The organism is Methylobacterium sp. ARG-1, assembly GCF_001262595.1.
GTDB lineage: Bacteria > Pseudomonadota > Alphaproteobacteria > Rhizobiales > Beijerinckiaceae > Methylobacterium > Methylobacterium brachiatum.
Map to the genome: position 1 here is coordinate 79,672 of NZ_LHCD01000007.1, position 21,285 is coordinate 100,956.

At 68.8% G+C, this 21,285-nt stretch carries 21 protein-coding genes; 12 read left to right on the plus strand and 9 right to left on the minus strand.

Annotation, left to right across the window (positions count from 1 at the left end):
* Window positions 1–77 precede the first annotated feature (77 nt).
* On the minus strand, window positions 78–665 hold the full coding sequence (locus AKJ13_RS09700) for a histidine phosphatase family protein (RefSeq protein ID WP_050733145.1): 588 nt from the start codon (window positions 663–665) through the stop codon (window positions 78–80).
* Window positions 666–764: 99 nt separating this feature from the next.
* Between AKJ13_RS09700 and AKJ13_RS09705 the strand changes: the two genes are divergently transcribed.
* Together AKJ13_RS09705 and AKJ13_RS09710 are read left to right on the plus strand one after the other, a co-directional pair.
* Window positions 765–1,757, plus strand: a complete 993-nt coding sequence (locus AKJ13_RS09705; RefSeq protein ID WP_050733146.1) for a polyphosphate kinase 2 family protein — start codon at window positions 765–767, stop codon at window positions 1,755–1,757.
* Between the two features lie 15 nt (window positions 1,758–1,772).
* A complete protein-coding gene (locus AKJ13_RS09710) occupies window positions 1,773–2,933 on the plus strand; it encodes an AAA family ATPase (protein ID WP_050733147.1) in 1,161 nt (386 codons plus the stop codon).
* Window positions 2,934–2,981: 48 nt separating this feature from the next.
* Here AKJ13_RS09710 and fabI read toward each other — a convergent pair whose 3' ends face one another.
* Both fabI and AKJ13_RS09720 read right to left on the minus strand, forming a co-directional pair.
* Window positions 2,982–3,806: an enoyl-ACP reductase FabI gene (fabI, locus tag AKJ13_RS09715; protein ID WP_007566382.1), complete on the minus strand. Its 825-nt coding sequence runs from the start codon at window positions 3,804–3,806 to the stop codon at window positions 2,982–2,984.
* 126 nt (window positions 3,807–3,932) lie between these two features.
* Window positions 3,933–4,868: a DnaJ C-terminal domain-containing protein gene (locus AKJ13_RS09720; RefSeq protein WP_050733148.1), complete on the minus strand. Its 936-nt coding sequence runs from the start codon at window positions 4,866–4,868 to the stop codon at window positions 3,933–3,935.
* 204 nt (window positions 4,869–5,072) lie between these two features.
* Between AKJ13_RS09720 and AKJ13_RS09725 the strand changes: the two genes are divergently transcribed.
* Window positions 5,073–5,459, plus strand: a complete 387-nt coding sequence (locus tag AKJ13_RS09725) for a VOC family protein (RefSeq protein WP_050733149.1) — start codon at window positions 5,073–5,075, stop codon at window positions 5,457–5,459.
* A gap of 12 nt (window positions 5,460–5,471) precedes the next feature.
* Here the strand turns inward: AKJ13_RS09725 and AKJ13_RS09730 are convergent, their stop codons facing one another.
* Complete coding sequence (locus AKJ13_RS09730; RefSeq protein ID WP_050733150.1) at window positions 5,472–6,281, minus strand: Crp/Fnr family transcriptional regulator; 810 nt, start codon at window positions 6,279–6,281, stop codon at window positions 5,472–5,474.
* 136 nt (window positions 6,282–6,417) lie between these two features.
* A complete protein-coding gene (locus AKJ13_RS09735; protein ID WP_007566378.1) occupies window positions 6,418–7,299 on the minus strand; it encodes a GH25 family lysozyme in 882 nt (293 codons plus the stop codon).
* Between the two features lie 202 nt (window positions 7,300–7,501).
* Here AKJ13_RS09735 and AKJ13_RS09740 point away from each other — a divergent pair, with 202 nt between their 5' ends.
* The gene (locus AKJ13_RS09740) at window positions 7,502–7,945 is read left to right on the plus strand and encodes a DUF488 domain-containing protein (RefSeq protein ID WP_050733151.1); all 444 of its coding nucleotides are present in this window, start codon (window positions 7,502–7,504) and stop codon (window positions 7,943–7,945) included.
* A 7-nt stretch (window positions 7,946–7,952) separates the two neighbouring features.
* Here AKJ13_RS09740 and AKJ13_RS09745 read toward each other — a convergent pair whose 3' ends face one another.
* From AKJ13_RS09745 to AKJ13_RS09760, 4 genes are all read right to left on the minus strand, one after another.
* A complete protein-coding gene (locus tag AKJ13_RS09745; RefSeq protein ID WP_007566376.1) occupies window positions 7,953–8,318 on the minus strand; it encodes a hypothetical protein in 366 nt (121 codons plus the stop codon).
* 33 nt (window positions 8,319–8,351) lie between these two features.
* Window positions 8,352–8,561, minus strand: a complete 210-nt coding sequence (locus AKJ13_RS09750; RefSeq protein WP_050733224.1) for a hypothetical protein — start codon at window positions 8,559–8,561, stop codon at window positions 8,352–8,354.
* A gap of 169 nt (window positions 8,562–8,730) precedes the next feature.
* Window positions 8,731–9,651: a response regulator transcription factor gene (locus AKJ13_RS09755; protein ID WP_050733152.1), complete on the minus strand. Its 921-nt coding sequence runs from the start codon at window positions 9,649–9,651 to the stop codon at window positions 8,731–8,733.
* A complete protein-coding gene (locus AKJ13_RS09760) occupies window positions 9,644–13,018 on the minus strand; it encodes an ATP-binding protein (RefSeq protein ID WP_050733153.1) in 3,375 nt (1,124 codons plus the stop codon). Before AKJ13_RS09760 ends, AKJ13_RS09755 begins: the two co-directional genes overlap by 8 nt.
* Window positions 13,019–13,273: 255 nt before the next feature.
* On the opposite strand from AKJ13_RS09760, the gene urtA reads away from it, so the two are divergent.
* The 8 genes from urtA to AKJ13_RS09800 all read left to right on the plus strand — a co-directional run bounded on the left by urtA (window position 13,274) and on the right by AKJ13_RS09800 (window position 21,267).
* Window positions 13,274–14,542: an urea ABC transporter substrate-binding protein gene (gene urtA, locus AKJ13_RS09765; protein WP_007566368.1), complete on the plus strand. Its 1,269-nt coding sequence runs from the start codon at window positions 13,274–13,276 to the stop codon at window positions 14,540–14,542.
* A 219-nt stretch (window positions 14,543–14,761) separates the two neighbouring features.
* Entirely contained in the window at window positions 14,762–15,688 is a 927-nt protein-coding gene (urtB, locus tag AKJ13_RS09770; protein WP_050733154.1) for an urea ABC transporter permease subunit UrtB, read from the plus strand.
* Between the two features lie 10 nt (window positions 15,689–15,698).
* The gene (urtC, locus tag AKJ13_RS09775) at window positions 15,699–16,871 is read left to right on the plus strand and encodes an urea ABC transporter permease subunit UrtC (RefSeq protein WP_050733155.1); all 1,173 of its coding nucleotides are present in this window, start codon (window positions 15,699–15,701) and stop codon (window positions 16,869–16,871) included.
* Window positions 16,872–16,877: 6 nt separating this feature from the next.
* A complete protein-coding gene (gene urtD, locus AKJ13_RS09780) occupies window positions 16,878–17,663 on the plus strand; it encodes an urea ABC transporter ATP-binding protein UrtD (protein WP_050733156.1) in 786 nt (261 codons plus the stop codon).
* A 2-nt stretch (window positions 17,664–17,665) separates the two neighbouring features.
* A complete protein-coding gene (gene urtE / locus AKJ13_RS09785) occupies window positions 17,666–18,430 on the plus strand; it encodes an urea ABC transporter ATP-binding subunit UrtE (protein WP_082316904.1) in 765 nt (254 codons plus the stop codon).
* A gap of 9 nt (window positions 18,431–18,439) precedes the next feature.
* Complete coding sequence (locus AKJ13_RS09790; protein WP_050733157.1) at window positions 18,440–19,459, plus strand: alpha/beta fold hydrolase; 1,020 nt, start codon at window positions 18,440–18,442, stop codon at window positions 19,457–19,459.
* A gap of 62 nt (window positions 19,460–19,521) precedes the next feature.
* Window positions 19,522–20,751 carry a formamidase gene (gene fmdA / locus AKJ13_RS09795; RefSeq protein ID WP_050733158.1) on the plus strand — a complete coding sequence of 410 codons (1,230 nt, stop codon included), beginning with the start codon at window positions 19,522–19,524 and terminating at the stop codon, window positions 20,749–20,751.
* A gap of 198 nt (window positions 20,752–20,949) precedes the next feature.
* Window positions 20,950–21,267 (plus strand): zinc ribbon domain-containing protein, encoded by a 318-nt coding sequence (locus tag AKJ13_RS09800; RefSeq protein WP_050733159.1) that lies wholly within the window; start codon window positions 20,950–20,952, stop codon window positions 21,265–21,267.
* The last annotated feature ends 18 nt before the right edge of the window (window positions 21,268–21,285 follow it).

The following is a 21,285-nucleotide window of genomic DNA, read 5'->3' on the forward strand; positions in this document are numbered from 1 at the left end:
CGCCTTATCAAACGCACGGGCCACCGGGCCGTCTTCCACCGCACGCGAGCGTGCCGCGGGCATCCCGCGCGAGACGCTCAAGCCCAGCGCCAGCCGGTCGGCTCCAGGACCAGCACCTCGCCTTGGCGGATGCCGAGGCGGGGCGCGGCGTAGACATCCAGCAGGCCGAGGGCGACCAGGGCCGCCCGGGCGACACCGCCATGGGCCACCACCACGGCATTCCCCTGCAAATCGGCCAGGACCGGCCCGACCCGCTCCACCAGGGTGGCGTAGCTCTCGCCGCCGAGGCCGGGCGGACGGTGGTTCCAGCGTTCGCGGTCGCGCGCCGAGGCGCCCCCCGGATCCCGGCGGCGGATCTCGGCCCAGGTCGAGCCTTCCCAGGTGCCGAAGCCGATCTCCCGCAGCCGCGGATCCGTCCGGTACGCGCCCGGCGGCAGGCCCAGCGTGGTGCGCAGGATCTCCATGGTCCGTCGGGTGCGCTTGAGCGGGCTTGCCAGGAACTCGGCCTCCGCCAGGGCCGGCCCCGCCACGGCGGCCAGGCGTTTGGCCACGGCGACGGCCTGCGCCTCCCCTTGCGGGTTGAGGTCGATGTCGCGACTGCCCTGCAGGCGGCCTTCGGCATTCCAGGCGGTCTGGCCGTGGCGGATGAAATAGATCGTGGCCAACCGTCTCAAAATCCTGTCGCTGCGCAGGCGCCCGGAACGGCCGGGCTTGCCAACCGTTCTGCGCGTTCGTCGGCAAAGCCCCTCAACACGGTCCTGCCCATGTCCAAGAAGCACGGCAAGCATCTTCCCGGCCACTCGCAGGACGGGAGCGTGACAGACGGCCCGGATCGGCACCAGGCCGCCCGGGCGCGGGCGCCCTCGACCGCCGTCTGGGCCGGGGCGGCCGACGCGATTGCCGGGACGGCGCCGGCCGCCCTGGGCAGCCACCGGCAGATCCCGATCCTGGCCGCACCGGGAATCGTGGCGGTCGAGCCCGGGACACGCATCGACCTGTCGGCGGTCGATGCCGACGCCGATGGCGGCCTCGACAAGCTTTGGGCCAAGGACGCCCTCGGCCAGGAGCGCGAGCGCATCAGCGCGCTGCAGGAGCGGCTCTATGCCGAGCGCGCCCGCAGCCTCCTGCTGGTGTTCCAGGCGATCGATACCGGCGGCAAGGACGGGACGATCCGGGCCGTGCTCAAGGGCGTGAACCCGCAGGGCTGCACGGTGTCGTCGTTCAAGGTGCCGTCGAGCGACGAGCTCGATCACGATTTCCTGTGGCGCTACCACGCCAGGACGCCGGGTCGCGGCATGATCGGCGTGTTCAACCGCAGCCATTACGAGGACGTCCTCGTAGTGCGGGTGAAGGGCCTCGTACCGGACGCGGTCTGGCAGGGCCGCTACCGGCTGATCAACGATTTCGAGCGTCTGCTCACCGAATCCGGCACGGTGGTGATCAAGTTCTTCCTGCACATCTCCAAGGACGAGCAGAAGAAGCGCCTGGAGGCCCGGATCGCCGATCCGGAGAAGCACTGGAAGTTCGACCCGGCCGACCTGGTCGAGCGGAAATCCTGGGATGCCTACCAGCAGGCCTTCTCGGACGCGCTGTCGCAATGCTCGAGCCCGCACGCGCCGTGGCTGGTGGTGCCGGCCAACCACAAGTGGTTCCGCAACTACGTGATTGCCCGCACGATCGCCGATACGCTGGAGGCGATGGACCCGCGATTCCCGAAGGCTGCCGAGGGCATCGCCGACCTGAAGGTCCCGGACTGAACGAAGGGATGCCGCATGCTGGTGGTTCGGGAGGTCGCGGTCTCGGACTACCGTTCGCTCCGGCGGATCGGCTTCCCGGTAGACGGCCTGTCGGTGTTCGTTGGCGGCAACGGCACCGGTAAGACCAACCTCTATCGCGGCCTCGAATTGCTGCAGGCCGCAGCCCGAGGGACGCTCACCCGGGAGCTCGCCGCGGAGGGCGGCATGGACTCGGCGCTCTGGGCCGGGCGTCGGCGGCAGGGAGAGGCCGCGCGGGTCCGCCTGTCCGCCACCCTGCGCGATGACGGGACCGGGCAGGACTTCGCCTACGCGGTCGAGATCGGGCTGGTGCCGCAGGTCAACGGCATCCCCGCCGGCGCGGCCTTCGCCCAGGAGCCGCAGGTCAAGACCGAGCGCCTGTCGGTGCGCACGGGCGGCCGGACCGCCGTCATCCTCGACCGCGACGGCCGGACCGGCTTCGCCCGGGACGAGGACGGGCGCAAGCGCTCGCTCGGCACGGAGTTGCTGCCCACCGAGACGGCGCTCGGCACCTTCCTCGACGCGACCCTGTACCCGGAGATCGCCCTGGTGCGTCTCGCCATGACGGCGTGGCGCTTCCACCATGCGTTCCGCACCGACGCCGAGTCGCCCCTGCGCCGCCCCTGCCTCGCGGTGACGACGCCGACGCTCGCCTCGGACGGGTCCGACCTCGCCGCCCTGTTCGCCACCCTGGCCCATATCCGGCAGGACATGGCGGATCTCGACGAGGCCCTGGACGAGGCGTTCCCGGGCGCCCGGCTGGTGGTGCCGGTACCCGGGCGCGAAGCGCGTTTCGGGATGACGGTGCCGGATTTTCCGAACCGGGTCTTCGGCCCCCCGGAATTGTCGGACGGGACCTTGCGATACCTCGCCCTGATGGGCGCCCTGCTCGGCTATCGGCTGCCGCCATTCATCGCGTTGAACGAGCCGGAGACCAGCCTGCATCCCGACCTGATGGAGCCGCTGTCCCGGCTGATCGCCCGGGCGGCCCAGCGCACCCAGATCTGGCTGGTCACCCATTCCGGGCGGCTCGCCGACGGAATCGCGAGCCATGGCGGCGCCCGGCCGCGGGTCGTGGTCAAGCGCGACGGCGAGACCTGGATCGAGGGGCTGAGACTCTCGGGGGATTTCGCGGAGGCGGACGACGAGGATCCTTGAACCCGCGTATGGTCCCGAAAGGCGGCGGCGGCCTCTCGGGACGGCGCGCTAATCCTTGTCGAGGGTCAGGTCCGGCGCCTCGGGGTTCTTCATGCCGACCACATGGTAGCCCGCATCCACGTGCAGGATCTCGCCGGTCATGCCGGCCGACATGTCGGAGATCAGGTAGGCGGCGGTCTCGCCGACCTCGCCGATGGTGACGGTCCGGCGCAGCGGCGCGTTGTACTCGTTCCACTTCAGAATGTAGCGGAAGTCACCGATGCCTGAGGCCGCCAGGGTCTTGATCGGGCCGGCCGAGATCGCGTTGACGCGGATATTCTTGGGGCCGAGATCGGCCGCGAGGTAGCGCACCGAGGCTTCGAGCGCCGCCTTGGCCACGCCCATCACGTTGTAATGCGGCATCCATTTCTCGGCGCCGTAATAGGTCAGCGTAACCAGGGAGCCGCCCGGGCGCATGATCTTCTCGGCGCGCTGGGCCACCGCGGTGAACGAGTAGCAGGAGACCAGCAGCGACTTGGTGAAGTTCTCCTCGGAGGTCTCAAGGTAGCGGCCGGTCAGCTCGTCCTTGTCCGAAAAGGCGATGCAGTGGATGACGAAGTCGATGCCCTCGGGAAAGACGCGCGCGGCCTCCGCGAACACGGCATCGATCGTGGCCGCCTCGGTCACGTCGCAATGCCCGATGACGTGGGCGTCGAGCTCCTTGGCCAGGGGCTCGACCCGCTTGCGCAGAGCGTCACCCTGGTAGGTGAAGGCGAGTTCGGCCCCATGCGCGCGGGCGCTGCTTGCGATGCCCCAGGCGATCGAGCGGTTGTTGGCGACCCCGAGCACGAGTCCCCGCTTGCCCGCCAGAATGCCCTGCCCGTGTTCCGCCATGATCGATCCTGGAAACCTCTCGGCCCCTCGCGGCACCGGCGGTCTCCTTAGCGGAGGCGGACCGGCGACGGAAGTCCGCACCGGGCCGCCGCGCGGCCCGAGAGGCCGCGCCTGTCATACAGGCTCTCAGGCAGCCTTCGCGCGCCGGCTCCGGGCGAACTCGATGAGCGCCGGATCCTCGCTCTCCGGCAGGGTGATGGCCGTGGTGGCGAGCAAGTCGCCGCGGGTGCCGTCCTTCTTGGGCAGGCCCTTGCCGCGCAACCGGAAGGTCCGGCCCGAGCTGGTCATGGGCGGCATCTTCATCTCGACCGCGCCGGTCAGGGTCGGCACCCGGATCGTGCCGCCGAGCACGGCATCCTCCAGTGGCACCTCGACGCTGGTCTTCAGGTCGGCCCCGTCGACGGTGAAGCGGGGATGCGGCCGAACCCGGATGGTGAGCAGCGCGTCGCCGGGCTCACCGCGGGGGCCGGCGCTCTGCCCCAGGCCGCGGAGCCGAATGGTCTGACCATCTTCCACGCCCCGGGGGATCACCACGTCGACCTCGCGGCCGGTGGGCAGGGCCAGGCGCAGCTTCTCCTCGCTGGCGACCTGTTCCAGGCTCACGGACAGCTCGGCCGCGACATCGTCGCCCTTGGCGGCCTGGCGGGCGCCGCCCGGCCCGGCGCCCCCCGCGCGGAACGCCTCGCCGAAGATGTGCGAGAAGATATCCTCGCCCATCCCGCCGCCCATGCCACCGCCCATGCCGCCCTGTCGGCCGCGGGCCATGTTCTCGAAATCGAAGCCGCTCGACCGGCCGCCGCCGAACCCGCCCGAGAATCCCTCGAACCCGGAGGCGCGGGGCCTGCCATCGGCGTCGATCTCGCCGCGGTCGAACTGCTTGCGCTTCTCCGAATCGCCCAGGATCTCGTAGGCCGAGTTCGCCTCGGCGAACCGGTCCTTGGCCTTCACGTCGTTCTTGTTGCGGTCGGGGTGGAAGTCCTTGGCGAGCTTGCGATAAGCCTTCTTGATATCGGCTTCGCTCGCTCCCTTGGGGACGCCCAGCACGTCGTAGGGATTGCGCATCGGTCTCTTAAGCTGTGCGGTGTGGGATTTCCACCCGGATGTGGGAAGGATGTTGCATCCCTGCAACGATCGCGGCGGCGAAAGTCTGCGGGTTCGTGCGCTGCGTCAAGCGGCGGATCTCGCCCCGGGACGCGGACCCCCTACCCTTTGTCGGCGACGCCATGACGGGCCGGCCGGGACCGGGCCCCGGGAGACAGACACGCGATGCAGTACGCCTGCGACCACGTCCATCTGCGCAGCCGCGATGCGGTGAAGGCTGCGTCCTTCTACGTCGAGACTTTCGGGGCCAAGGAAGTGAAGCGCGTCGGCGCCGACCCGGTGCAGCGCGTGGTGCTCGATCTCGGCGGCCTGACCGTCTTCATCGAGCAGGCCACGCCCGAGACCGCCCCCGCTACGCAGACGCCCTGCCTGGGCATCGAGCATATCGGCCTGCGCGTGGCCGACATCGGGGCGGCCATGGCCGATCTCATGGCCCGCGGCGTCACCGTGCGGGCGGGCATCACCGAGCGCGGCCCGGGCCTGCGGATCGCGTTCGTGGAAGGACCGGACGGGGCGCTGATCGAGATCCTGGAGCGCCGGTCGGCCGATTGACGCCGGCCCGGCTCAGCCGTGCGCGCTGCTGCGCAACGCCAGGGCGGGCTCCGGATCGCCATCGACCGGGGCCGGCGGCTCGATCCGGTCGAGGCCCTCCGCGGTGTAGACCGCGCCGAGGACGGTCTTGAAATGCCGCTGCACGCGGGAATGGCACTCGCAGGCCGCCGCCGACATCGCGCGGCGGTCGAGCACGGTGATGCGCCCGCGCCCGACCCGGATCAGACCCTGGTCCTGCAGGGTGCTGAGGATCCGCGTCAGATAGGTGCGCTGGACGCCGAGCATCGAGGCCAGCAACTCGTGGGTGATCGGCAGCGTGTCGCCCCCGATCCGGTCCTGGAGCGTCAGCAGCCAGCGCAGGCAGCGCTGCTCGATCGGGTGCAGGGCGTTGCAGGCCGCGGCCTGCAGCACCTGGGCCAGGAGGCAGTCGGAGTAGCGCGCGAACAGGTTGCGGATCTCGGTGGACTGGCGCTTGGCCTCCTGCAGCCGGTCGGTCTCGAGCCGCAGCATCGGGCCGCCGATCTGCACGATCGCCTCGGTGGAGGCCGGCACCCGGCCCGCGCTGACGATCCCCCCGACCGCGCCCTCGCGGCCGATCGTGGCGGTCTCGGCGCAGCGCCCGTCCCGGGTGGCGATGATCAGCGCCACGACGGTCTGCCCGCACGGGAAGGTGATGTGCGTCACGTCCGAGCCCGCCTCGAACACGATCGCGCCCTTGTCGAACGCCATCGGCTCCAGATGCGGCGCGATCAGCGCGCGGTCGGCCCCTCGAAGCGCGTCAAGGAGCAGGTTGCCGGTCGGGGCGGCGCGGTCAGCAGGCATTGCGGGATAAGGATCGTGGAACAAGAGGCTCCCGAAAGGATCCTCACCGGCTGCCCGCCTGCGAGCGGGCGAACCGGACACGCTTATATCCCACCCTGTCTCCGTGAACCAACTTAAGTCTATCGGGCCCGCTCAATTATTTGTCGGTGCACAGGCCCTGTTCCGAGAGCCGCCGGTGCTCGCGGGGATCACAATCGGTCGACAGGAACGAGGCCCAGTCGGACGGCGTGCCGTAGAAAGCGTTGCGATCGACGTCGCCCTGCACCCCGGGGACGCGCCCGGTCGAAGTGAACTGCCACAGCATCCACTTGCGGTTGACGAAACGCTGCTCCGGCTCGGCTGCGGTGGAGCGCAACCAGTGCGGGTAGTCCGGCAGCTCGCCTTCCAGCACATCCTTGTGGAAGGTGATGTCGGTGTAGATGATCGGGCGCTTGCCGGTGTAGCGCTCCATCTCCTCGAGCATCTCGGTGACCATCGCCAGGGCCTGCGCCTTCGGCAGCTTCTTCGGGCAGGTCTGCGAGTGGCCGTTCCACTCGACGTCGAGCACCGGCGGCAGGGCCGTCGGGTCGTTCGGGACGTTGCGCTTGAACCACTCCATCTGATCCCGGGCGGAGCGGCACCAGAACACGAAGTGGTAGGCGCCCCGCGGCACGCCGGCCCGGGCCGCGCCGTCCCAGTTGGTCCGGAAGCGCTCGTCGACGTGGTCGCCGCCCTCCGTCGCCTTGATGAAGGCGAACTGGGTGCCGGCAGCCCGGACCGAGGCCCAGTCGACGTTGCCCTGCCACTTCGAGATGTCGATGCCCTGGATCGGGTGCTGCTTGGCCTTGGCCACGCCCGGATGGGGCTTCGCGTCGCCCTTGGTCGGGTAGAAATTCGTGCTTGAGGCGCAGGCCGCCAAGCCCGCCAGCGCGGCTATGGCCAGCACCCGGGTGGCGATTCGCCGGACGCCCCTCAGGGGGCCGACACCACGGCCGCGCTCGGCGGACGGAACCTGCGAAAGCTTGTAATCCCGCACCATCAGTGTTCAGCCCGCCACCGAAGAAGCGCCAAAGTCAGGCGTAATCGATGGCCCTGACGCAGTTAACGGAGCTTTGCGATCTTTGCGGCGGAATTCCGAGATGCGTTGCGCCGCCGCGACATACCGCATCAATCCCCGGTTGGTGCACAGGCCGAGATCCGGCTAAGTGCCGGTCCCGCAACGCGAGTCCCGTCACGGTCCCGTGAGCAAGCAATTATTCACCATAGGTTACGAAGGGCTCGACCCCGAGCGCCTTACGGATGCGCTGCGCTCGGCGGGCGTGGCCGTCCTGGCCGACGTGCGGGCGGTGGCGAACTCCCGCAAGCGCGGCTTCTCGAAGGGCACGCTGGGGACCGGGCTGGTCGAGGCCGGGCTCGGCTACGTGCATCTGCGCAGCCTGGGCACGCCGAAATCCGGGCGCGAGGCGGCCCGGGCCGACGATGCGGCGCTGATGCGCAAGATCTACTGCGAGGAGGTGCTCGATACGGCGGCCGGCGGCGTCGCCCTCGACGAGCTCGCCACCCTGGCGGAGGCGTCGCCGATCTGCCTGCTGTGCTTCGAGCGGGATCCCGCCCGCTGCCACCGGCGCGTCCTGGCCGAGCGGCTGGCAGAGCGGGGTTTCGTGACGACCGATCTGTTCGGCTGAGGCCGGCTCAGCGCATCGCCCGTCCGGCGGCGAAGCGCCGGATCGGGGCCATGGCGGCGCTGAACAGCATCCGCGGCGTGCGTAGCGCTCCGAATTCCCGCGGGATCGGCCGGCGGCGATTGGGATCGTTCACCGGCTCGACCGGGAGGTACAGGGCTTCGAGGAACGACATCTCCAGGAGTGTCGTGCCGGCCTCGTCGGCGATCACCAGGGCGGCGTCGAGCAAGCGCGGGTCGCCGCCGTGCTGGCGCATCAGCCCCCGGACGATCGTGCGCGCGGCGACCCGAGCCGCATCCATGTCGGCAATGTCCTGGGCCGTCGGCGCGGCCAAGTAGGCGCCGTCGAGGCGAATGTAGAAGTAGGCGCGGACCATGGTGGCGCTCCGGGGCGGATCGGGCAGCAAACGTCAGGCAGCCTGGGCGCCGTCCTGGGGCTCGGCCTTCTCGGTCGCCGATTTCGGATCGAAGGCATCCGCCAGGAGGCTGAGGCGGCGGGCCATGTCCCGCACCTCGTTCAGCGCGATCGATTTCTGGCCTTCCTTGACCGCGCGGGTGATGTCGCTGACCTGCGTGGTGGCGACCCGCCTCAGTTCGTCGGCGAGCTGGTGGCTGGTCATCATCGCATCCGTTCCCGAATTGGTTCGTCTGTGCGCGGACCGTGGTGGGATGCCGCTTACCAACGGGTTTCGCGCTGCAGCGATGCCTGTGGACAACGGTCGGAGCCGTCGATTCACCCGGCGCGCGGACGAGCAACCCGCCTCTGGCAGCAAGCGATCGAGCGGCGACTCAGTCCTGCAGGTGGCGGGCCGCGATGATCGAGGCGGCGGTGCGATTCTCGACGCCGAGCTTGGCGTAGATGCCCTCCAGGTGCTTGGTCACGGTGCGGTGGCTCAGCCCTAAGATCTCGCCGATGTCGCGGCTCGATTTTCCCCGGGACAGCCAGAGCAGCACCTCGGCCTCGCGGCCGGTGACCGGCAGCCGCGCCCGCAGCCGCTCGACGGCGCCCGAGCCCTCCTCGCGCGACAGGCGCAGCAGGATCTCGTCCGGGGTGCGACCGATAAAGCTGAGCGTGTAGGCGGTGCCGTCGGGGCCGGTGAGCGTCAGCGCGTTGGCCGAGGCCCCGGCGAGGCAGCCGCGCAGCCAGTCGCGGGCGCGGGCGGGCAGTTCGAGGACCCCGGCCGGGTCGGCGCCGAGCCCGGCGAGCAGCCGCCCGGCCTGCGGGGTCGTCCACAGCACCGCCCCGGCCTCCGAGACGGCGAACAGGGTGCGCCCGGCGGTGTCGAGGGCGGCGCGGGCGCTCTGCGCAGCCCGGGCGCTGGCGAGGTGCACGCGGATCCGGGCCAGGATCTCGTCCGGGGCGATCGGCTTGGTGACGTAGTCGATCCCGCCGGCGCTGAGCCCCTTCACGATGTGCTCGGTCTCGCTGAGCCCGGTCATGAAGATCACCGGCACCCCGGCGAGCTGGGGCTTGGCCTTGAGCCGCCGACAGGTCTCGAACCCGTCCATGCCCGGCATCACCGCGTCGAGCAGGATCACGTCCGGGGTGATCTCGTCGACGAGTGTGAGGGCGAGGTCGCCGCCCACTGCCACCAGCACGGTGGCGCCGGAACGCTCGATCGCCTCGGTGAGGAAGCTCAGCGTGTCGGGCGAATCGTCCACGACCAGGACGACGTCGCGGCTCGGCTGGTTCGTCGGCGCCTCAGCCATGGCGGGCGAGTCCTTGCAGGACCGAGAGGTAGCGGCGCAGGTCATAGCCCTCCACGAGCCCGCGCATCCGGGCCACGAAGGCGGGCGGGACCGTCGAATCGCCCTCCATCTGGGCGAGCTTGGCCTCGATCGCCCGGATATGGCCGATCCGGCCGAGGCGCAGCAACTCGCCGACATGCTCGGGCCCGGGATGGCCGATCTCGGCGAGCGCCGGGGCGGGCTCGCGCAAGGCGGGCGTCGCGGCGTCGGTCCATTCGAGGTGCAGCAGCTTGCCGATCCGCTCCAGCACGTCGCGCAGGTCGAAAGGCTTGGCGAAGATCGCGTCGTGGGGGGCGTCGTCGCCGCGCACGGGGCTGATCTCGTGGACGTTGGCCGACATCATGGCGATTGGCCCGGTATGCCCCTCGGCGCGCAGCGTCGCGGCGGCAGCCCAGCCGCTCATGCCCGGCATGGCGATGTCCAGCAGGATCAGGTCGATCCCGCCCCTGGCCACCGCCGCCAGGCATTCGGGGCCCGAGCCGGCTTCGAGCACGGAGATCCCGTGCGGCTCCAGGATCGCCCGCATCAGGGCCCGGTGGGCGGTGTCGTCATCGGCCACCAGGATCGTGCGGCGGGCGCCGGCATAGGCCCGCTCCGGCGCGGAGACCGGGGCCGGCAGCACGATCGGAGCGGGCTGCGCAACGGAGGCCAGCATCAGGCGCAGCCGCGCCTGAGTGCCGCCGCCGGGCGCCGCCGCCACGGTGATCTCGCCGCCGAGCAGTTGCGCCAGCAGGTCGGCGATGGTGAGCCCGAGCCCCGTCCCCGGGGTGCTGCGGGCGGCCGGGGTCGAGCCCCGCTCGAACGGCTGGAAGATCCGCGCCAGATCCGCCTCCGGAATGCCCGGACCGGTGTCGCGGATCGTGAACATTGCGATCTGGCTGCGATAGCTCAGGTCCAGGGTGACCGTGCCGGAGGGCGTGAACTTGATCGCGTTCGACAGGAGGTTGAGCAGCACCTGGCGCAAGCGCTTCTCGTCGGTAGCAACCACGGCGGGCAGGATCTCCGGCCGGGAAAACCGGAATTCGAGGCCCGCCTCCCGGGCCTGGAGCCGGACCATATCGACCAGCTGATCCAGGAACTCGGTCAGCCGGACCTCGTCCCGGTGGATCTCCAGCCGCCCGGCCTCCATCCGCGAGATGTCGAGGAGGCCGTCGATCAGGCCGGACAGGTGCTGGGCGCTGCGCCGGATCACCCGGATGCCGTTGAGGCGCTGGGCCGGGATTGCGGGATCGGATTCGAGGAGCTGGGCGTAGCCGAGCACGGTGGAGAGCGGCGTGCGCAATTCGTGGCTGATGCCGACCACGTAGCGGCTCTTGGCCTGGTTGGCCGCCTCGGCCCGCTCCTTGGCCTCCTGCAGCTTGGCGTCGGTGAGCTTGTGGGCGGCGATCTCGGCCTCGTAGAGCGCGGTCTGGCGCATGGTCTCGGCCTGGGCGACCCGCCGGCTCTCCTGGGCGAGCACGAACAGCCACGCGACCACGCCGAGGATCACCACCAGGATGAAGAACACGCTGGTCAGCGCCGTGCGCAGGACCGCGCGATGCTCGGGATGCGCGATGGTCGCCCCCGCATGCACGATCCCGAGGATCAGGCCGATCACCGCGCAGAGGGTCAGCATGACCGCGAGGTAGCGCCCGAGCGGCGCACCGATCCAGGCCGCGGTCCGGCCCGGCAGGATCCGGCCGAGCGTCTGCTGGGCCTGAACCTCCAGCCGCCCGTGCGGCTTGCACAGGTCGCCGCAGCGGGCGTCGAGCGAGCAGCACAGGGAGCAGATCGGGGCGTCGTAGGCCGGGCAATGGGCCATGTCCTCGCCCTCGAACGGCAATTCGCAGACCCGGCAGGTGACCTCGCCCGCCCCCCAATCCCGCTTCGGGATCCGGGCGAGATACCAGCGGCCGCCCGTCGCCCAGGCGATCACCGGGGCCGCCGCGAAGGCGGCGGCCAGGGTTAGGAGCGGCGCGAAGGGCTGGAGCGCGTGCCCGAGCAGGCCGGCATAGGCGAGGCCGCCGACGGCGAGCGCCAGCACCATGGCGCCGGTCCCCACCGGGTTGATGGCGTAGAGATGGGCGCGCTTGAACTCGATGCCCTTGGGCGAGAGGCCAAGCGGCTTGTTCACCGCGAGGTCCGCGGCCAGCGCCCCGACCCAGGCCGAGACCACGGAGGCGTAGAGCGGCAGCGTGCTCTCGATCGTCTTGTCGATGCCGAGCTCCATCAGGAGCACCGCGATCGCCACGTTGAACACCAGCCAGACCACCCGCCCCGGATGGCTGTGGGTCAGCCGGGAGAAGAAGTTCGACCACGCGATCGAGCCGGCATAGGCGTTGGTCAGGTTGATCTTAAGCTGAGAGACCAGGACGAACAGCCCGGTGAGCAGGAGCGCGGCCCGGCCGCCCTCCCCGGTCACGTAGCCAAACGCCACCGCGTACATTCGGGTCGGCTCGGCGGCGTGCTCGGGTGGGACGCCGTGCCCGAGCGCCAGGACAGCGAGGCCGGCGCCGAGCAGGATCTTGAGCATGCCGGGCACGATCCAGCCGGCGCCCCCCGACAGCACCGCCAGCCACCAGCGCCAGTCGCGCCGGCCAACAGGCTCGGGAACGAAGCGCAGGAAATCGACCTGCTCGCCGACCTGGGCCAGCAGGGCCAGCAGCACCCCGGTGGCGAGCCCGAAGCGGCCGATGTCGAAGGCGGCCCCGCCGCCGTCCAGGCCCGGGAACTCGGCGAGCGCGTGCAGGGGCGCGGCGCCCTGGGCCGCCACGAAGACCAGCGGCAGCAGGCTCAAGGCCACCCAGAGCGGCTGCGTCCAGATCTGGAATCGGCTGATCAGTCGGATGCCGTAGACCACCAGCGGGATCACGGCGGCGGCGCAGACGAGGTAGCCGATGCCGAGCGGCAGCCCGAAGCAGAGCTGCAGCGCCAGGGCCATGATCGCCGCCTCGATGGCGAAGAACAGGAAGGTGAAACTGGCGTAGATCAGCGACGTGACCGTGGAGCCGAGATAGCCGAACCCGGCGCCCCGGGTCAGCAGGTCCATGTCGAGCCCGTATCGAGCGGCGTAGACTGTGATCGGCGCTGCGGTGGCGAAGATGATCAGGCCGACGACCAGCACCGCCGCCAGCGTGTTGGGGAAGCCCGCCGTGAGCGCCAGCGTCCCGCCGATCGCCTCCAGCGCCAGGAACGAGACCGAGCCGAGCGCCGTCTGGGCGACCTGGAAGCCGGACCAGCGCCGGGCCTTCTTGGCCGTGAAGCGGAGGGCGTAATCCTCCAGCGTCTCGTCGGCGACGAAGCGGTTGTAGTCCCGGCGGATCGGGATGATGCGTTGGGGACCGCTCATCGCAGCCTGGTCCGGCGCATGGGGCTTCGTCCGCGCGCGCGCGCGCGGACACACTCCGCCGCCCGGGCGCCGCCCACGCTCTCCGCCCTCGCTTCCAACGATCCCTCAGACTTCTCCGCCGCGATGGTGCGCCCGATGCAAGAGAACGGCCATACGCAAAACATCGTATAGGCCGTAGCGTAGCCGAAGACCTAGCCTGGACTGGTCGATCCGGGGCCGCCTCTCGAGGCCCGGACGCGAACCAGGGCAGGCACGATGGCTGACGACACCGAGACCGGCGCGACGAACGGCTTGCGCTCCCCGTTGCGGCGCAGGCTGCTGATGGGTCTGGCCGGCGCACCGGCCCTCGCCCTGATGCCCCGCGGCGCCTGGGCCGCCGCGCCCACCTCGGCGGTGAACACCACCGGGCTCGCCGTGACCGACACCGAGGTGACGGTCGGCATCCTGCACTCGGTCACCGGCACGATGGCGATCTCCGAGACCGGCGCCCAGGAGGCGGAGAAGCTCGCCATCGCCCAGATCAACGAGGCCGGCGGCGTGCTCGGCCGCAAGATCAAGATCATCCAGGAGGACGGCGCCTCCGACTGGCCGACCTTTGCCGAGAAGGCCAAGAAGCTCCTCGTCAACGACCATTGCGCCGCCGTGATGGGCTGCTGGACCTCGGCCTCGCGCAAGGCGGTGCTGCCGGTCTTCGAGCAGTATAACGGCCTCCTGTACTACCCGACCTTCTACGAGGGCCTGGAGCAGTCCAAGAACGTGTTCTACACCGGCCAGGAAGCGACGCAGCAGATCCTCGCCGGCCTCGACTGGGTCCACAAGGAAAAGGGCGGCGACAGCTTCTACTTCATCGGCTCGGACTACATCTGGCCGCGCACCTCGAACAAGATCGCCCGCAAGCACGTCGAGAACGTGCTCAAGGGCAAGGTGGTGGGCGAGGAATATTTCCCGCTCGGCCACACCCAGTTCAATTCGGTGATCAACAAGATCAAGCTGACCAAGCCGAAGGTTATCTTCACCGACGTGGTCGGCGGCTCGAACGTGGCGTTCTACAAGCAGCTGAAGGCCGCGGGCATCGACCTGTCGAAGCAGGTGCTGATGACGATCTCGGTCACCGAGGACGAGATTGACGGCATCGGCGGCGAGAACATCGCCGGCGCCTATGCCTGCATGAAGTACTTCCAGTCGATCGACAACGAGAACAACAAGGCGTTCGTGGCCGCCTTCAAGAAGATGTGGGGCGAGAAGACGGTCATTGGCGACGTCACACAGGCGGCCTATCTCGGCCCGTTCCTGTGGAAGATGGCCTGCGAGAAAGCCGGATCCTTCGACGTCGACAAGGTGGTCGCGGCCTCGCCGGGCCTGGAGTTCAAGGGCGCGCCGGAGGGCTACGTCAAGATCGACGAGAACCATCACCTCTGGTCGAAGACCCGGGTCGGCAAGGCCAAGCCCGACGGCCAGTTCGAGATCGTCTACACAAGCCCGGAGCTGATCAAGCCGGACCCGTTCCCGAAGGGGTACCAGTAGTCGCGCGAAACGCGCGCCTCCAACACGCGACCTCATCCTGAAGTGCAGGGCGATCATCGATCGCCCTGCCTCGAAGGAGCCCTCCAGGACCCGCGCGAGTTCTGGAGCCCTCCTTCGAGGCCTCTGCTGCGCTCCGGCACCTCAGGATGAGGTGGTCTGAGTGGGATCACGGGCCTCCGCCACCGGCGGAGCGCATCTCGGATCGGAGATTACGGGACCATGCTCGGTGACTATTCCCTCGGTGACCTCGGCGCGATCTTCGCCATGCAGGGATTCGCCGGCCTGATCCTATTCTCCGTCTACCTGCTGATGGCGCTGGGGCTCGCGATCATCTTCGGTCAGATGGGCGTGATCAACATGGCGCATGGGGAGTTCATGATCCTCGGCGCCTACGTCACCTATCTCTGCTCGACGTTCTGCCAGACCTACCTGCCGGCCCTGTTCCCGGTCTACTTCTTCATCGCGATGGGCCTAGCGTTCCTCGCCTCCGGGGCCTTGGGCATGCTGGTGGAATGGGGCCTGATCCGGTTCCTCTACAAGCGCCCGCTCGATACGCTCCTCGCCACCTGGGGCCTGTCGCTGATCCTTCAGCAAGCCTACCGGTCGATCTTCGGCGCCCGCGAGGTCGGCGTCGAATTGCCGTCGTGGCTGATCGGCTCGGTACAGGTCACCGACACGATCGAGATCCCGATCAATGGCCTGTTCGTCATGGCGGTGACCATCCTGATCACCGTCAGCGTCGCGCTGCTGATCTACCGCTCGCGCTTCGGCCAGCAGGTCCGCGCCGTGATGGCGAACCGCGCCATGGCGGGGGCGGTGGGCATCGATACCGAGAAGGTCGACCGCTACACGTTCGGCCTCGGCTGCGGCATCGCGGGCGTCGCTGGCTCGGCCTTCACGATGATCGGCTCCACGGGGCCGACCTCGGGCCAGCTCTACATCGTCGACACCTTCCTGATCGTCGTGTTCGGCGGCGCCGCCAGCCTGCTCGGCACCATCGCGTCGGCCTTCTCGATCTCCCAGACCCAGTCGACCCTGGAGTTCTTCCTCTCCGGCTCGATGGCCAAGGTGATCACCCTGCTCGCGGTGGTCGGCATCCTGATGTTGCGGCCGCAGGGCCTCTTCACCCTCAAGGTCCGGCGCTGAGGATTTCCCGATGACCAATCCGGTCCAGACCCTGACCAAGTCGGTCACCGTCAACGACAACCCGTTCATGAAGCCGGTGGAGTGGCTGAGCTTGGCTCTGCTGGCCGGGGTGATCCTGGTGGTCCTGCCGCTCGCCCTCGACGGGTTCCGCCTCAACCTCGTCGGCAAGTACCTGACCTATGCCTTCGTGGCCCTCGGGCTGGTGATCTGCTGGGGCTATGCGGGTATTTTGTCCTTAGGCCAGGGCGTATTCTTCGGCTTGGGCGGGTACTGCATGGCCATGTACTTGAAGCTCGAAGCTTCGAGTGTCGAGAATACAAAAATTCAGTCGACGCCGGGCATCCCGGATTTCATGGACTGGAACCAGATCACCGCCCTCCCTTGGTTCTGGCAGCCGTTCAAGAGCCTGCCGCTCACCCTGATCCTGGTGGTGGCGGTCCCGGTCCTGTTCGCCCTGATCATCTCCTACGCGATGTTCAAGCGCCGGGTCGGCGGCACCTACTTCGCCATCATCACCCAGGCGATCGCCGCGATCCTGACGATCCTGATCGTCGGCCAGCAGGGCTATACCGGCGGCATCAACGGCATCACGGATCTGCGCACCCTCCACGGCTGGGACATCCGCACCGACCACGCCAAGGTGATCCTGTATTTCGTCAACGGTGGCCTGCTCATCGCCTGCATCCTGGCGGCGCAATACGTGAAGAAGTCGAAGCTCGGCCGCATCCTGGTCGCGATGCGCGACAAGGAGGACCGGGTCCGGTTCTCGGGCTACTCGGTGGCCGGCTTCAAGGTCTTCGCCTTCTGCCTGGCGGCCGGCTTCGCGGCGATTGGCGGGGCGATGTTCACCCTGCAGGTCGGGTTCATGTCGCCCTCCTTCGTGGGCATCGTGCCCTCGATCGAGATGGTGATCTACGCCGCCGTCGGCGGGCGCCTGTCGCTGTTCGGCGCGGTCTGGGGCACGCTCTTGGTCAACTGGGCCAAGACCAGCTTCTCCGAGAGCTTCCCCGACCTCTGGCTGTTCGGCCTCGGTGCCCTGTTCATCGCGGTGGTGCTGGCCTTCCCGAACGGACTCGCTGGGATCTGGCGCGAGCATATCGAGCCGCGCCTCACCCGCCGGGTGAAGAGCCTGCGCGCCCCGCCGCCCGCCATCGTCCCGCCCCACGGCGCCCCGGCCGAGTGAGTCCCCATGAACGCCGCGATCCTCTCCTCCCCCGTGGTCGGCGCCGAGGCCGCTCCGCCCGACTATCTCCTCGCCGTCGAGGCGCTCACCGTCTCTTTCGACGGGTTCAAGGCGGTGAACGACGTGTCGTTCTACGTCGATCCGGACGAGATCCGGGTCATCATCGGCCCGAACGGCGCCGGCAAGACCACCGTCCTCGACCTGATCTGCGGGCGCACCAAGGCTAGCGCCGGGTCGATCAAGTACAAGGGCCAGGAGCTGACCAAGCTCACCGAGAGCGCCATCGTGCAGGCCGGCGTCGGCCGCAAGTTCCAGACGCCGTCGATCTACGACGATCTGACGGTTTTCGAGAACCTCGAGATCTCGTTCCCCCGCGGCCGCTCGGTCTTCGGCGCCCTCACGTTCAAGCGGGACGCGGAGGTCCGCGACCGCATCCACGCCATCGCCGAGACGATCTTCCTCAAAGACCAGCTCAAGGAGCGGGCCGAGTTCCTGAGCCACGGCCAGAAGCAGTGGCTGGAGATCGGCATGCTGCTGATCCAGGACCCGGAACTGCTGATGCTCGACGAGCCGGTGGCCGGCATGAGCGTCGGCGAGCGGATCAAGACCGCGGAGCTGCTCAACCAGATCATCAAGGGCCGCTCGGTGCTGGTGATCGAGCACGACATGAAGTTCGTCGAGGACATCGCCCACCGGGTGACCGTCCTGCACCAGGGCAAGGTGCTCTCCGAAGGTTCGATGGAGCGGGTCAAGAACGACCCGAAGGTCATCGAAGTGTATCTGGGACATTGACGATGGCCTCGCTCCAGACCGCGCATCCGCCCCTGGTCCAGGCGCCGCCCCTCGCCACAATCCCATCAGCGACTCCGGCGCTCGCCGTCGAGGACCTGCACGCCGCCTACGGCCAGAGCGAGGTCCTGCACGGGCTGACCTTCTCGGTGGCCCCCGGCGAGATCGTCGCCGTTATGGGCCGCAACGGCATGGGCAAGACCACGCTCATGAAGACCCTGATGGGCCTCGTGCCGGTCAAGGCCGGGTCGATCCAAGTCGAGGGCGCGGACGTCGCTGGGCTCAAGAGCCACGCTCGGGTCGCCAAGGGCCTCGCCTACGTGCCGCAGGGCCGCATGATCTTCTCGACCATGACGGTCCAGGAGAACATCGAGACCGGCCTGACGGTCACGGGCACCCGCAAGGTGCCGCAGGACCTCTACGATATGTTTCCGGTCCTGCTGGAGATGAAGGGACGGCGCGGCGGCAATCTCTCGGGCGGGCAGCAGCAGCAGCTCGCCATCGCCCGGGCGCTGGCGAGCCGGCCGAAGGTCCTGCTCCTCGACGAGCCCACCGAGGGCATCCAGCCCTCGATCATCCGCGAGATGGGCCGGACGCTGAAGGCGATCCGCGACCAGCGCGGCCTCTCGATCGTCGTGTCCGAGCAGGTCCTGAGCTTCGCCCTCGACGTCGCCGACCGGGTGATCGTGCTGGAGAACGGCGCCATCGTCCACGAGGCCCCGCGCGACGGGATCGACGAGGCCGCCGTCGCCCGGTTCCTGTCGGTCTAGGGGCACAGCATGGCCGATCACGAGATCTTCGAACTCGGCGACTTCGTACTCCAGTGCGGCAAGACGCTGCGCGCGGCCAAGCTCGCCTACAAGACCTTCGGGACGCTGAGCCCCGCCAAGGACAACGCCATCGTCTACCCGACCTGGTACTCGGGCCAGCACACCGAGAACGAGTGGCTGATCGGCCCGGGCAAGGCACTCGATCCGGACAAGTACTTCATCATCATCCCGAACATGTTCGGCAACGGGCTCTCGTCCTCGCCGAGCAACACGCCCGCGCCCTGGAATGGGCCGCGCTTCCCCAACGTCACCGCCTACGACAACGTCCGCGCCCAGCACCGCCTCGTCACCGAGCATTTCGGCATCGAGAATCTGGTTCTGGTCACCGGTTGGTCGATGGGCGCGCTCCAGACCTATCACTGGGCGTCGATGTACCCCGACATGGTGCCGAAGATCCTGCCGTTTCAGGGCTCGGCCAAGTGCTCCCGGCACAACTACGTCTTCCTGGAGGGCGCCAAGGCGGCGCTCCAGGCCGACGCTGCCTGGGCGGAGGGCTGGTACACGAGCCCGCCGACCCGGGGCCTGCGCGCCTTCGGCCGGGTCTATGCCGGCTGGGGCCTGTCGCAGACGTTCTATCGGCTCGAAGCCGACATCACCCACATGGGCTACGCCTCCCTGGAGGACTTCCTGATCGGGTTCTGGGAGGGCCTGTTCTACGAGCGCGACGCCAACAACCTGCTCGCCATGCTGTGGACGTGGCAGCACGGCGACATCAGCGCCAACGACACCTTCAAGGGCGACTTCAAGGCCGCGCTCGGCGCCATCCGGGCGAAGGCGATCCTGATGCCCGCCTCGACCGACCTGTATTTTCCGCCCGAGGACAACGCCATCGAGGCGGCCGCCATGCCGAACGCGGAGCTGCGCGTGATCGACACGTGGTGGGGCCACTTCGCGGGCGGACCCGGCACCAGCCCGGACGACATCAAGGTTCTCGACGACGCGCTGAAAGAGCTGCTCGCGAGCGGGTGAGGTTCGCGCAACGGCGCGCGGATGGGGTCCGCCCCATGGTTCTAGGGAGCTGGAGACAGAATATGCCCGAGACGCTGATCAAGGTCGATCTCACGCAATCGGCCTACGACAACGACATGGTGCACAATCGCTGGCACCCCGACATCCCGATGGTCGCCTACGTGAAGCCGGGCGCCGACTTCATCGTCGAGACCTACGACTGGACCGGCGGCTTCATCAAGAACAACGATTCCGCCGACGACGTGCGCGACATCGACCTGTCGATCGTGCACTTCCTGTCCGGCCCGATCGGGGTCGAGGGTGCCGAGCCCGGCGACCTGCTGGTGGTCGACCTGCTCGATATCGGCGCCAAGCCCGAGAGCCAGTGGGGCTTCAACGGTTTCTTCTCCAAGAAGAACGGCGGCGGCTTCCTCGACGAGCACTTCCCCCAGGCCCAGAAGTCGATCTGGGACTTCGAGGGCATGTTCACGAAATCCCGCCACGTGCCCGGCGTGCGCTTCCCCGGCCTGATCCATCCCGGCCTGATCGGCTGCCTGCCCGATCCCAAGATGCTGGAGACCTGGAACACCCGCGAGAAGGCGCTCTACGACACAAACCCGGAGCGCGTGCCGGCGCTGGCCACGCTGCCTTTCGGGCCGACCGCCCATATGGGCCGCCTGAAGGGCGACGCGAAGGACGCGGCCGCCGCCACGGGCGCCCGCACGGTCCCGCCCCGCGAGCACGGCGGCAATTGCGACATCAAGGATCTGTCCCGCGGCTCCAAGATCTACTTCCCGGTCTACGTGCCCGGCGCCGGCCTCTCGATGGGCGACCTGCATTTCAGCCAAGGCGACGGCGAGATCACCTTCTGCGGCGCCATCGAGATGGCCGGCTGGGTGCATCTCAAGGTCGAGCTGATCAAGGACGGCATGGCAAAGTACGGGATCAAGAACCCGATCTTCAAGCCGTCGCCGATCACGCCCAAGTTCGACGATCACCTGATCTTCGAGGGCATCTCGGTCGACGAGCACGGCGGCCAGCATTATCTCGACGTGCACATCGCCTACCGCCAGGCCTGCCTCAACGCGATCGAGTACCTGAAGAAATTCGGCTATTCGGGCGCGCAGGCCTACTCGATCCTCGGCACGGCGCCGGTCCAGGGCCACATCTCGGGCGTCGTCGACATCCCGAACGCCTGCGCGACCCTGTGGATTCCCACCAAGATCTTCGAGTTCGACATCAATCCAGGGGCCGACGGACCGACCAAGTTCCTCGACGGCTCGATCCAGATGCCGCTCTCGCCGGATCTCTGATCGTCCGGCCGTCCGGTGGCCACTTCGTGCTCTCCGGACGCGACCTGCCCCCTCTCCCGTGCGGGCGGGGGTTGGGGTGAGGGACCCGGTCTTTCCGGAGAGGTCGCATCCCTCACCCTGTCCCTCTCCCGCACGGGAGAGGGAACCCGCGCTTGACCCGACAAAGGTCTGATCCGGCAGCCTTTCTGAAAGCACCCCATGCCCGTCTACGACTACGCCTGCGAGGCCTGCGGGCCGTTCACGGTGATGCGGCCGATGGCGGAGTTCCGCGAGCCGCATGCCTGCCCGGATTGCGGCGGCACGAGCCAGCGCGCCTTCCTCACCGCGCCGCGCATCGCCGGCATGGATGCGGGCCTCAGGACCGCCCACGCCACCAACGAGCGCAGCCGTCATGCGCCGCGGCGCTCGGGCAGTCACGGGGCCGGCTGCGGCTGCTGCTCACCCAAGAAGGCGACCGCCGCCCCGGCCGCCGCCAAGAGCTTCCCGAAGGCAAGGCCCTGGATGATCAGCCACTGAGCCGCGCACATCCGAGGG

Excerpts from the sequence above, each read along its gene's own strand:
- urtB (WP_050733154.1), top strand. The coding sequence starts at position 14,762 with ATGCTCGGTGACTATTCCCTCGGTGACCTCGGCGCGATCTTCGCCATG.
- AKJ13_RS09730 (WP_050733150.1), bottom strand. The coding sequence starts at position 6,281 with ATGCCTGCTGACCGCGCCGCCCCGACCGGCAACCTGCTCCTTGACGCG.
- AKJ13_RS09735 (WP_007566378.1), bottom strand. The coding sequence starts at position 7,299 with ATGGTGCGGGATTACAAGCTTTCGCAGGTTCCGTCCGCCGAGCGCGGC.
- AKJ13_RS09800 (WP_050733159.1), top strand. The coding sequence starts at position 20,950 with ATGCCCGTCTACGACTACGCCTGCGAGGCCTGCGGGCCGTTCACGGTG.
- AKJ13_RS09790 (WP_050733157.1), top strand. The coding sequence starts at position 18,440 with ATGGCCGATCACGAGATCTTCGAACTCGGCGACTTCGTACTCCAGTGC.
- AKJ13_RS09710 (WP_050733147.1), top strand. The coding sequence starts at position 1,773 with ATGCTGGTGGTTCGGGAGGTCGCGGTCTCGGACTACCGTTCGCTCCGG.
- AKJ13_RS09750 (WP_050733224.1), bottom strand. The coding sequence starts at position 8,561 with ATGACCAGCCACCAGCTCGCCGACGAACTGAGGCGGGTCGCCACCACG.
- AKJ13_RS09755 (WP_050733152.1), bottom strand. The coding sequence starts at position 9,651 with ATGGCTGAGGCGCCGACGAACCAGCCGAGCCGCGACGTCGTCCTGGTC.
- urtD (WP_050733156.1), top strand. The coding sequence starts at position 16,878 with ATGAACGCCGCGATCCTCTCCTCCCCCGTGGTCGGCGCCGAGGCCGCT.
- AKJ13_RS09760 (WP_050733153.1), bottom strand. The coding sequence starts at position 13,018 with ATGAGCGGTCCCCAACGCATCATCCCGATCCGCCGGGACTACAACCGC.
- AKJ13_RS09705 (WP_050733146.1), top strand. The coding sequence starts at position 765 with ATGTCCAAGAAGCACGGCAAGCATCTTCCCGGCCACTCGCAGGACGGG.
- urtA (WP_007566368.1), top strand. The coding sequence starts at position 13,274 with ATGGCTGACGACACCGAGACCGGCGCGACGAACGGCTTGCGCTCCCCG.
- AKJ13_RS09720 (WP_050733148.1), bottom strand. The coding sequence starts at position 4,868 with ATGCGCAATCCCTACGACGTGCTGGGCGTCCCCAAGGGAGCGAGCGAA.
- fabI (WP_007566382.1), bottom strand. The coding sequence starts at position 3,806 with ATGGCGGAACACGGGCAGGGCATTCTGGCGGGCAAGCGGGGACTCGTG.
- AKJ13_RS09745 (WP_007566376.1), bottom strand. The coding sequence starts at position 8,318 with ATGGTCCGCGCCTACTTCTACATTCGCCTCGACGGCGCCTACTTGGCC.
- fmdA (WP_050733158.1), top strand. The coding sequence starts at position 19,522 with ATGCCCGAGACGCTGATCAAGGTCGATCTCACGCAATCGGCCTACGAC.
- urtC (WP_050733155.1), top strand. The coding sequence starts at position 15,699 with ATGACCAATCCGGTCCAGACCCTGACCAAGTCGGTCACCGTCAACGAC.
- AKJ13_RS09725 (WP_050733149.1), top strand. The coding sequence starts at position 5,073 with ATGCAGTACGCCTGCGACCACGTCCATCTGCGCAGCCGCGATGCGGTG.
- urtE (WP_082316904.1), top strand. The coding sequence starts at position 17,666 with ATGGCCTCGCTCCAGACCGCGCATCCGCCCCTGGTCCAGGCGCCGCCC.